General features: G+C 40.4%; 12 protein-coding genes and 1 pseudogene. 11 read left to right on the top strand and 2 right to left on the bottom strand.

Translation table 11 applies throughout. From position 1 onward, the window contains the following. The 3 genes from HMPREF0083_RS10325 to HMPREF0083_RS10315 all read left to right on the top strand — a co-directional run. Window positions 1-500 (top strand): Ger(x)C family spore germination C-terminal domain-containing protein (locus HMPREF0083_RS10325; RefSeq protein ID WP_021621256.1); only part of this gene is annotated, 500 nt, incomplete at its 5' end. 206 nt (window positions 501-706) lie between these two features. Then, on the top strand, window positions 707-925 hold the full coding sequence (locus HMPREF0083_RS10320; RefSeq protein WP_040302324.1) for a hypothetical protein: 219 nt from the start codon (window positions 707-709) through the stop codon (window positions 923-925). 575 nt (window positions 926-1,500) lie between these two features. Beyond that, window positions 1,501-1,905 carry a DUF2642 domain-containing protein gene (locus HMPREF0083_RS10315; RefSeq protein WP_040302323.1) on the top strand — a complete coding sequence of 135 codons (405 nt, stop codon included), beginning with the start codon at window positions 1,501-1,503 and terminating at the stop codon, window positions 1,903-1,905. Between the two features lie 124 nt (window positions 1,906-2,029). Here HMPREF0083_RS10315 and HMPREF0083_RS27165 read toward each other — a convergent pair. After that, window positions 2,030-2,341, bottom strand: a pseudogene (locus HMPREF0083_RS27165) (isochorismatase family protein); the annotation flags it as partial. Between the two features lie 180 nt (window positions 2,342-2,521). Then, window positions 2,522-3,235, bottom strand: a complete 714-nt coding sequence (locus tag HMPREF0083_RS10310; RefSeq protein WP_021621253.1) for a L,D-transpeptidase family protein — start codon at window positions 3,233-3,235, stop codon at window positions 2,522-2,524. A 798-nt stretch (window positions 3,236-4,033) separates the two neighbouring features. On the opposite strand from HMPREF0083_RS10310, the gene HMPREF0083_RS10300 reads away from it, so the two are divergent. From HMPREF0083_RS10300 to HMPREF0083_RS10265, 8 genes are all read left to right on the top strand, one after another. Next, window positions 4,034-5,152 (top strand): RNA-guided endonuclease InsQ/TnpB family protein, encoded by a 1,119-nt coding sequence (locus HMPREF0083_RS10300; RefSeq protein WP_021621250.1) that lies wholly within the window; start codon window positions 4,034-4,036, stop codon window positions 5,150-5,152. 485 nt (window positions 5,153-5,637) lie between these two features. Then, complete coding sequence (locus tag HMPREF0083_RS10290; RefSeq protein WP_021621248.1) at window positions 5,638-6,849, top strand: sigma-54-dependent Fis family transcriptional regulator; 1,212 nt, start codon at window positions 5,638-5,640, stop codon at window positions 6,847-6,849. Between the two features lie 43 nt (window positions 6,850-6,892). Further along, on the top strand, window positions 6,893-7,858 hold the full coding sequence (locus HMPREF0083_RS10285) for a 2-hydroxyacid dehydrogenase (protein WP_021621247.1): 966 nt from the start codon (window positions 6,893-6,895) through the stop codon (window positions 7,856-7,858). A gap of 157 nt (window positions 7,859-8,015) precedes the next feature. Continuing rightward, window positions 8,016-8,945, top strand: coding sequence for a PD-(D/E)XK nuclease family protein (locus tag HMPREF0083_RS10280; RefSeq protein ID WP_040302322.1), 930 nt, complete (start codon window positions 8,016-8,018; stop codon window positions 8,943-8,945). 44 nt (window positions 8,946-8,989) lie between these two features. Continuing rightward, window positions 8,990-9,151 carry a hypothetical protein gene (locus HMPREF0083_RS27990; RefSeq protein WP_021621245.1) on the top strand — a complete coding sequence of 54 codons (162 nt, stop codon included), beginning with the start codon at window positions 8,990-8,992 and terminating at the stop codon, window positions 9,149-9,151. Between the two features lie 637 nt (window positions 9,152-9,788). Beyond that, complete coding sequence (locus HMPREF0083_RS10275; RefSeq protein WP_040302321.1) at window positions 9,789-10,172, top strand: VOC family protein; 384 nt, start codon at window positions 9,789-9,791, stop codon at window positions 10,170-10,172. 15 nt (window positions 10,173-10,187) lie between these two features. Beyond that, window positions 10,188-10,664 carry a DinB family protein gene (locus HMPREF0083_RS10270; RefSeq protein WP_021621242.1) on the top strand — a complete coding sequence of 159 codons (477 nt, stop codon included), beginning with the start codon at window positions 10,188-10,190 and terminating at the stop codon, window positions 10,662-10,664. A 278-nt stretch (window positions 10,665-10,942) separates the two neighbouring features. Continuing rightward, window positions 10,943-11,195: helix-turn-helix domain-containing protein (locus HMPREF0083_RS10265; RefSeq protein WP_051354615.1), on the top strand; the 253-nt coding region annotated here is incomplete at its 3' end.

Below are 11,195 nucleotides of genomic sequence, written 5' to 3'. Positions count from 1 at the left end.
TGAGCCGCCGGGAAAGCTCCCTGCTTCTCCTGCTGCAGCAGGAAGCGAAACCTCCGGTAGTGCTTACTGTCCGTATGCCCTCTCTTCCGTTTAAAAGGCCGAATAGGCTACAGAATGTAAAAGGGAGTGATTTTATAACGATAAATATAAATAATAGTAAACGCAATATCAAAACCCGTTATAAAAACAATCGATTTGTTTTTGATATTAAGATGAACCTTAATGTTACACTTGCTGAACGTACGTTTGATATGAATATGGAGAAAGAGAAGGACCGCCTGTCGGCTATAATTGCGGAGCAATTCAAAAAAGAGGTTACAGCCTTCGTTGAAAAAGTGAAAAAAGAAAAACTAGATCCTTTTGGATTTGGCTGGTATGCACGTGCGTATCAATATGAACATTGGGAAAAAAATAAAGATCGCTGGCCGGACGAGTTTGCAAAGGCGACAGTGAATATAACGCCAAATATAAAGATTTCATCGTATGGGGTTATTAAATAAAGGGATCATTTAATTTTTATGAAACACCTTGAATAAAAAAGAGGCTTTTCTAGAATCACGAAAATAGGAAAGCATGGACGCCATTTTGTAAAGAGTAGCATAAATTACATATATAAAAAGCAATCGTGAGTTGACTATTAGTAAGCTTAAAATTGCTTGGGAATATGAAGCGGTTATGTGAATTATCAATGAAGGGAGGAGAGGGGATGGAAGCAAATCATAATGAAGGAAAAAAAGCCTATAGAAAGTCTGAAAGAAAAACGGCGCTTACAAGTGCGTTGCATCGTTACAAGCAGCATCTGCGGGAGTTGGAAGCGGATACACTAAATGTAAAAACAGAAGCTGGACGTAAAGCTCTTACCAATAAAATATGGCGCATAATTGATAAAATAAGGGTGGTAGAAGCTAAGCTAAAAAGCAAATAATACCCGGTGGTTTTCTCTAAAGCTTTTTAAATTATTTTATACAATTGTTCCTCCTCTTTTTCCTAAGTTCAGAAAAGGTTCAGTAGCTGTATCCACTTCCTTAGAGGTGGATTCTTCTTTTTGGTGGATTTAATTTCTTCAGTCTTATTGTTGATTAACTGAATTTCATGCAGGATAGGGAAAATTACTGTATAGCTTATGCCTAAAATCCGTTTATGTTGAGCCCAAAACGAGAAAGCTTAGTTTATTTGGCATAAGGTACCATTGGTAACCTTCTCTCTTTGCTAAAACGGAAAGCTCACCCTAGAGGTTTGGAGACTTTCATCGAAATAATGTTACCTGAAAAGGTTCCGTTGAGCTTTGACAGCTTTTTCTTTTCATTCGTAAAACAGACAGGTACCATCGTTGATGAAGTGCATATGTATAATATCAAAATTGAATAATAGGCTCATGCCTTCCGGGAACTTAAGCTACATTTTACCGAGTAGTCTAGGTTTTCCCTTCCATGAAACAATAAAATAAATTAGTAGGTTGCACATCCTTTAGCTATCACCTACAAACCAAGGAGGAAAAGTATGTATTACCCATCTTATTCTTATGGTACGTACCCCTATAGTGTCTATCCTGTGTCTAATACGTACAATCACTATCCTGCTTTTAATCAAGTTCAGCATGCACCTGAAGAAAAGAATATCATCCCTCAAAAGGAAAGTTCCTTTGAAGAAAAAGTTATTACAGATGGTGACCTGATTTCCAAAGAAGAGGTAGTTGTTAAAGAGGAAGCGGTATCTAAAAGTGATACTTTTGCTAAACGGTTGCTAAGCCTTTTGTATCAAAAAAGAGGAAAAACGATATCTGTTGCAACGCCTATTAAAGAAATTCAAGGAAGGCTAGAGGAAGTTTTTCCTGATTATATTTTTGTTAAAAGTGATGAGCAACATTACCATATTAGACTCGAAGGGATTATTTATATTAGTTAAAAGAGCATATGGAGAAGTCGTTCCTTTGTTAGAAGGGATGGCTTCTTCATTCTACATAATGAAGAATGACCATTGCTTGGTAAAGGGCAGGTACTCAACCAGGTTATTTGTGATTACCTATAACTCAAAACTTAATTTCACTCGCTTTTCTTACATCAACGAACCATTGACCAAGCACATGATTGTGATGCGCAATAATTTGAGATGCGGATAAAAAGTCGGAATCGTATGTGCTGTGCCCATCTTTTACCAGGGTGATTTCGTAGCCAAGACTGTATGCACGACGACAAGTTGTATCTATACAAACTTCAGACTGAATCCCTGCAATGACAATTTGCTTTATGTTCCTGGCATCTAATTCTTGTTGAAGGCTTGTTTTATGAAATGAATCGGGGTGATTTTTTTCAATAATAATGTCTTTCTCTGATGGGGTTATATAATGCAGTTCGAGCTTTCACAACAAATATACCTCCAAAATCAGCTTTAAAATAAAAGCTAAGCAACATGTAAAGTATTCAAGCGGAGCATAGAGAAGCAAATGTTATTATTGCGACATAATGATATTCTCCCTGTTTCGAACCATTTTTATTTTGTAAGGTGATTAATTAATGGGCGTTTATTCAATTATCCCCATATGAAGCAAATCTTCATAATGAATTTGCGCTGTAACAGGAAGTCCTTGTTCTTTTTGATAAAGTACAACGGCTTTTTCCGTTAAATGGTCAAACTTACCATTACATTCCCCTTTATAATATCCTGCCGCTTGAAGATGATGTTGGACTATCTTTACAAGTGCCCCCCTTGAACCGCGCACTAAGATGCGATAGGTTATATCCGGATGTCCAGTTAATGGGCCATCAATTATTACCTTCGTTCCTATACTAACAAGTTCGTAAAGTTCCTCAACTTGCTTATCATACATACGAATACAGCCTTCACTCACATATCCACCAATTGAATAAGGTTTATTGGTACCGTGAATACCAAAAGTTCCCCACGGAACACTAAGCTCCATCCATCTGGAGCCAAAGCCATCATACCAATTTTTTCTTTTATCGACGATTTTAAAAATGCCAACAGGAGAGGGGGTATCCTTTGTGCCAGGTCCAACACGGTATTTTTTTATGGTTTTCCCATTTTCCTGTTGTTTCATTGTTCGTCTGTCTTTTACATCAGGGTTAATACGATAAACTTTTATGGTTTTCCCGTTTTCTTGTAACTCCAAGGTTCTATGCCATAAATTAATGTAAATTTCCTTTTCGGCAAATGCTGACAATGGATAGAAGAGCACCATCAGTCCAATGAGTAGAGATGAAAAAGTCCTTTTCATAAGCTTTCACCTATTCGAAGTCAAATTTTTGTCTTTATAAATTCCCCTTAAAAATTTAAAATTATTCCATCCGTTGATTGCCTGAGGGAAGAACGGCATCAGCAGTGGGATATGAATAAGGATTTGCCATTTTTTCTCTTGAGTCTGATGATAACCGATGCCCATTAAGGTGAAAATTTAAACTTCGAGAACAGATCAAAGAAGTGGGTGCTTTGTTTGGTATCCCGGCTGTGCGTGTAACTGTATGTAAAAAAGTATCTCTGTTGCTTAAAAGCAGCAGAGATACTTCAAATTAATTATAGTGGTCGGGTAAGTTGCTACACGTTTTAATTTAATTGTTTTAACCCAGGTATTCCGTTTTTTGTATCAGTTGTTCTAGGTAATGGTGTAAGTCCTTCGCCTATTTTCACCGTTTTAATTCCTTTTCCAGGCGGCAAAGGTTGAAGCGGGCTCTTTTTTAGGAGGGATTTCACTTTTTGTATATGAACATTTGTTTTATTTAGTAGGATGATATTAGATTGGACTTTATTTTGAGATGCGGATAGTTTCTCCTGGCTTGGGCCAATTAAAGTTCCACATAAAAAGATTGACGGAATTAAAACTACAGAACAGTATAGTTTTTTCATCGGTATTAACGCAGGGGACCCCTACCTCTATAAGGCGGGGGAGGATGCGCTTCGGACAAGGACAGGCATCTGTCTGTTCAGTTGTCCGACATTCTCGCCTGCTCTTCCTTTCTTAAATAGATTCTCAATATACTGTGATACAATTAATTTAGTGAAGGTGAGGTGACAATACATGCAGATGACAATTACGGCGAAAATCAAGATCAATCCAACATCTGAACAGATTGAATGGTTGAAAAGCACACTTGATGCTTACCGTACTGGCTGCAATTACGTTTCTTCTCTTGTGTTCGAAACGAAGCAGTTAGCACAAGCAAAAGTACACAAAATGACCTATGGAACGTTGCGTTCTGTCTATTTTTTACGCTCTCAAATGGCTCAGTCTGTTATGAAAACTGTAATTGCTCGCTATCAATCCCTAAAAAGCAACGGTCACGATTGGACAAAAGTGATGTTCAAAAAGCCGGAATATGATCTTGTATGGAATCGAGACTACTCACTTACGCAAGGATTATTTTCAATTAACACGCTTCGTGGTCGAGTGAAAGTGCCATTTGAAACGAAAGGCATGGAACAATACTTTGACGGAACATGGTCTTTTGGTACTGCAAAACTTGTCAACAAATATAGAAAGTTCTTTCTACATATTCCGATGACCAAAAAAATTCCTGAAGCATCAGAATATACGATTAATCAGGTAGTAGGTATTGACATGGGCATGAACTTTGTTGCGGTCAGTTACGACTCTCAAGGAAAATCCTTGTTTTTCAATGGAAGATCAATCAAGGATAAGCGTTCAAACTACAAACATATGCGTAAGCAACTTCAACAAGTAGGTACAGCTTCTGCGCGTAGAAAGTTAAAACGAATCGGTGAGCGAGAAAACCGTTGGATGTCTGATATAAACCATCAGGTATCAAAGGCACTCGTTGAACGATATGGCGCAAATACTCTGTTTGTAGTTGAAGACTTGATGGGTGTTCGCCAAGCTATTGAGCGTGTGAAAATCAAAGATCGCTATGAAACGGTCTCCTGGGCATTTTACCAATTGCGGCAGATGATCGAGTATAAAGCGCTTATGGCAGGCTCTAAGGTGATTGCTGTTAGCCCACGTTATACTTCTCAAACGTGCCCTAAATGTGGACATACGGAAAAGGCAAATCGTAACAGGAAAAACCATACATTCTGCTGTAAAACGTGCGAATATAAGTCAAATGATGATCGCATTGGCGCAATGAATCTTCAACGAAAAGGAATTGAGTACATCGCTGAAGTGACTACACAAGTATGACTTGTGTAGTTGGGTAGCTGTCAACCTGCCTAAAGTAACACCACCCTAAGGAAGGAGGTTTGTAAGAACCGATTGTACTTCTGGGTAGTTACAAGCCCCCATCTCTAAGCGAAGCGTAGGTGGCGGGTAGTTGATTATGATCACCTCCTTACTGTATCAGACGAAGCTGGAGCTTATTGGTTGCAATTTGTAAGAGCAAAAATAGTTATACTAAACATTTTTAGGTTAATTTTATAAATCCTCCTTATGTTTATTATCTATAAGATGGAAGAGAGAAGATGCACACGCTGGAGTAGCCCTTCATATTGTTGATAAATGCAACTATCCTGTTTTTTCTGTTCAGATACTTAAGAGCAGCTTTTTTATGGGCGGGATCAGTCAAATTCCCTCCTTTCTTGCAACCAGCTATTCCCTCAGCTATACTTTTTGTGTAGCAAAATAAAACGATGGCCGTGATATAAATAAACAAAGGAGGCAAAAAGCGAATGGCCCGCATACTTGTAATTGCTCCTTCCTCTGGACTCAAAGAACTGTTCATTGAAGCAAGTTTAAAGTTGCAGCAAGAAATAACTATAGAGGTTGGAAAAGGGGAGGAAGGTTTAACAATTGCCCGAAAACAAGAAAAGAACGGATACGATGTCATTGTTAGTCACGGTACTACAGCACACCTGCTGTACCAGCATTGCCGCCTGCCTGTCGTAGAAGTCCAAACATCCGGGTACGATATGATTCGAACGCTTATGCTCCTCCAGGGATTTCCGGGGAAAGTCGGTATCTTAGGGAGCAATCGTACCTTACAGGGGGCTGAAACAATTGGAACACTGCTTACGATGCCGCTTAATTTTTTTCCAGTCGAGCAGGAGGAAGAAAGACTTCCCGCGGTACAACAAGCCGCAGCTCAGGGAATTCAAGCGATTGTCAGCGATATCATTGGACAGGCTGAAGCAGCAAGTTACGGTGTTCATGTGTTGGCAATTATTCCTGGACAGGAAGCTGTTATGAGTGCATTGACGGAGGCTAAGCGATTAGGCGCATCCATCAATCGTACAAAGCAACAGCACATGTTCCTTGCAGGCATCCTGAGTGAATATGAAGATGCGATTATAGCTGTTGATAATAAAGGAGTGATTCGACTAGTAAACAAAAAAGCCGAAGCACTATTTGCCATCAAAGAGGAGCAGGCTATGGAAAAACCGGGAAGAGAGGTTCATCCACTGTTGCAGTTTACTGATATGGTCAAGACACAAAGCTTTTCGATAGAAGAAATACATAGCATAGCTAATCAAAATGTATTAGTAAAGAAACGTTTACTGTATCACAACGGAAAGCCTATTGGCGCTGTTGCTGTCTGCAAAGAAGCAAGCGGACTTAAACAGATGGAAAACCGTATGTCCTGCTTCTCTTTCACACCACAGCAGAGCCGGATGCATTTCCCTCACCTTATTGCCACTACGGAAGAAATGATAGAGACACTTGAAACAGCACGACTTTTCAGCAAGCATGATACTCCAATACTTATTTATGGCGAAACAGGGACAGGGAAACAGAGCCTGGCAGAGGCGATTCATAACGAGAGCCCTTGGCGGGAGGGCCCTTTCGTCGTACTTGATTGTACGGCAATTGGTGAGGGAACAGCAGAGGAAGAATTATTCGGAGAAGTCAAGGACTTTTTGCAAATTTATCGAAGACATTTGTAATCAAACTTCACTTTATAATTTCCTTTACTAAAGAGGTGAGAAGGTGCAGCAAAAAAAAATCGTAGTAACACGGAACATTCCCAGAGAAGCACTGGCATTGCTTAAAGAACATGGCAATGTATACGTTTGGGATTCCGAAGACGATGTGATTCCATATGAAACACTTGTGAAAGAAGTAAAGGATGCCGCCGCATTGTATACAATCATAGGTGATCGGATTGACAAGAACCTGCTGGATCATGCGCCGTATTTAGAGGTTATTAGCACGATGGCGGTCGGTTATGACAATATTGATGTGGCTGAAGCTAGACGGCGGGGCATACCGGTGGGGCATACACCCGGCATATTAACAGAGACAACTGCCGATTTGACGTTTGCGTTATTAATGGCAGCCGCACGTAGGCTTGTGGAGAGTGCGGACTATTTACGCCAGGGGCAATGGAAGAGCTGGAGTCCGATGCTTTTAACAGGGCAGGATATTTACGGGGCCACACTTGGCATTATCGGAATGGGGCGTATTGGAGAAAGTGTAGCACGGCGTGCAACCGGGTTTAATATGAGAATTCTCTATCACAACCGGAGCCGACGACTGGGAGCGGAAGAAACACTAGGGGCCATATACTGCTCGATGGAGGAATTGCTGCAAAAGTCTGATTTTGTCGTGCTTCTTACACCTGGCTCTTCTGAAACACGCTATCTCATGGGTGAAGCCGAATTTAAGCGGATGAAGTCAAGCGCCGTATTCATTAACGTTTCACGCGGTAGTAACGTAGATGAAGTGGCGCTATATAATGCGCTCCGAAACGGAACGATATGGGCGGCAGGGCTTGATGTATTCGAAACCGAGCCGGTGGCATCGGATCATCCATTACTCTCACTTCCAAATGTAGTAGCCTTGCCGCATATCGGAAGCGCCAGTATTCATACAAGAATCAGGATGGCTGTACTGGCAGCCAAAAACCTTATCGCGGGCCTGCGAAAAGAGCCGCTTCCTTTTGAAGTAAAATAGTCCGATTCTGAAAACACATATGCATATGATAATGCAGCCCGCTTGCCTAATCACAAAAAGTCGGGCTGTTTGTGATTGCCGACTCCGTTATTTAGCTATAGTGGCATTTTGTATTATACTAGGGAAAAATACGGCAAACCGAGAGAGGGGGAAGCGCATGCCGTATCAAACTAAGCCGTATCCCGAATGGTCGTGGTCCTTATCACGTGACCAAATGTTTCATACTTGCAAGCGTCAATATTTTTACCATTATTACGCTTCACATGGTGGATGGCTTCTGAGCGCGCCACCGGAGGCGCAAACAGCATATCGGCTGAAAAAGCTGACCAACCTTTATCTGGTTTTGGGCGATGCTGTACATACGGCTGCACAAAAACTAATTACACTGCGTGAGCGAAATGGGGCATATCCAACAAAAGAACAAATCATTACATACATACGCGGTGCATTAAATACCGCCTATCAAGATTCAAAAAAAAAGGCAGAGTGGTGGGGATATCCTAAACAATATACGATGCTTCATGAAATGTATTATGAAGGACAGCTTCCGCATGAACGCGTGGAAGCTGTAGGTAACCGCATCGCGGTATGTGCGGAACATTTATTAACGAGCGAGAGCTGGCGCGAGATTCGCGACGCAGACAATCTTACCATTCTTGAGGTCGAAAAGCTGAATGACTTTATCGTTAATGACAAAAAAATTTATGTGAAGCTGGATGCACTATATCGACGTGACGATGGAACATACGTTATCGCTGACTGGAAAACAGGGAGGATCGCGGAGAAAAATGAAGAACAGTTACGGCTCTATGCCCTGTATCTTCATGAATATTATGGGGTGCCTCTTACTCATATCGAAGTGCGAACCGAATACTTGCTGGACGGATTTTGTATGCGCAGCGTTCTGACTGAAGACGATATGGATATTATTCGACATAAAATTTCCGCTAGTGTGCAAAGCATGGAAAGCTACCTGGATGATACATATTATAATCGGCCACTTCCTCTGGAACGATTTGCCGGGGCTGGAGAGGCAAAGATATGTGAAATGTGTAATTTTCGCCAGATTTGTACAGAGAAACAGTAATTCCCTACACTGATTGCCCACAAAGAAAAAGAAAGGAAGACTTCATGACGAATACGGAAGAAAGCATAGAGCATATAATCCAAAGCTTTATAGGAGCAGAGCCGGAACAGTGCGACACTATTAAAAATTACCTTATTCTAGCAGTAAATACTTCAACAGCGGCAACAGAAGCTGCATTCCTGCTTTACAGCAGGAGCAGATTTTGAGCACGCCATTTCCCCTATATCACGTTTTCTTTACCTGGAGCGAAAGGAAACTGAAAAATCACGGGATGAATTATATCTTCAGTATTATGTAGCAGCTCTCTTAGACGAAGCGCTTCGAATAGGGATAGCTTTTCCAAAAGAGGCGGTAAATCGAATCCTGTCTAAGCATTACTTCAGTGACAAACAAACGGAAGAATATATATGCAGTCTTTACTGGAGGCTTGCAGAGCAAGGCGTGGATATATCATGTAAGTTTAATGAACTCATCGCAATCCTCCATAATGGAGAAACCCTTGCATTAGAAAACAATTCGTCCACAAACGCAGAGCCTTATTTTAGAATGTATGGATAAATGGGGAATACGAGAACCGAAACGTCCAAGAACGGATTTTCACTGTGATTTGGGTGTTCTTTTCTCGCTTTGTAAAGAAAATCCCGGAACTACATGTTTACCTGCTAATTATACAATTACTAAAAAAGGAATTATGATAACATAACCTTTTCATATAGGAGATTATTTTATATGCTTTTGGTAGGAGCAGGAATCTGAATAAGGGTAGGATATATCGACGACTTAAAAAGGAAATCTTTTTTACATGCTGAATAAGTAATGATAGAAAAATAGGAGGGAATTGAAGTGAAATTGCGTATGCGCTACAACATTCTCTATGTAACTGATTTAGAGAAATCCTTAACTTTTTATCGGGATTTACTTGGCATACCAATAAAAGTACAGCATGGAACATATACCGAGCTTGATACGGGCGCAACGATTCTAGCACTCAATACAAGAGAAAGCGTGAGAGAACTGACAAATCTGCCTGTCCCGGACAAGGCTTCCTCTTCACAAACATTTGAATTGGGCTTTGTTGTAGAAGACGTAATTGGCATAGTAGAACATCTGCGAGAAAATGGTGTTTCCGTCTTGCTGGAACCTATCATTAAACCATGGGGACAAACCGTCGCATATGTCGCCGATCCAGATGGCCACTTTATTGAGCTTTGCAGCTCTTTGGATTAGGGAGGAGGTCCAAATATGAAAAAAATAGACCAATATATCCAAGGCTGGCTACGTCACCGAACTGTACTACTTGATTTATTAGATTTGATTCATAACGAGCATACACACTATAAGCCTTGGAACGACGCATTTTCACTTGGGGCTCTGGCTGTACATATTGCAGATTCAATGGACATGTTCGTTCAAGCTGTGAAGAACGGTAAATTTACTCTACCGACTGCATCCAATCAATTCAATCAATTTGAATCGATGGATGATGTTAGAAAAATTGTTGCAGAATATACCGAAAAAACAAAAATTGATCTTCAAGCATTAACGGATTCCCACTTAGAACAGGTTTTTGAGTTTAATCAATTTGTTGCATCAGGTCAAATATGGCTTGATACAGCCAAGGATCATGAAATCCATCATAAAGGTCAACTGTTTACTTACGCTCGGCTGATTGGCATTGAAAAACTTCCTTTTTTTATTGTACAACCTCCTAGACGCTAAAATCATGTTTGGAAAGAAGCTGACACCGTTCAAAACTGGACGGTGTTTTTCTTTTCATTAAAATATAGAATTTGGATGTTTCACATATTGACGATAAATTATTAGGTATTGTTTAATAATGTTAGGTAACACTTAAAAAATATAGGTGATACATACAAATGTCTAACCTTTATCTTTATACCAGATAAATGCCCATATATTAAGTTACACTTGATATTTTGACATGAATTTGTCGATTGATCAAACCAGATGTATATAGAAATAAAAGGAGGAGCATGATGCTCGAATGGATGTTGCGAAACGTGATGGTTGAAAAAGGCATTTGGTCAGGTGCTGCACTTAGGCGCCTATTGAAAGAAAAAGCAGGATACGACCTATCAGCGCCTTCAATTAGCGCACTGCTAACCGGTCAGCCAAAACAAATGAAAGCCGAAACATTGGACGCACTATGCACAGCATTGGAGTGTACACCGAATGATTTGTGGGTTCATACGCCTTCCCAAACTACCATGGCTTGGCAGCCACCACGAT

Origin of the sequence: Aneurinibacillus aneurinilyticus ATCC 12856, from assembly GCF_000466385.1 — a bacterium.
GTDB lineage: Bacteria > Bacillota > Bacilli > Aneurinibacillales > Aneurinibacillaceae > Aneurinibacillus > Aneurinibacillus aneurinilyticus.
This window is presented reverse-complemented; position numbering and strand designations above follow the sequence as displayed.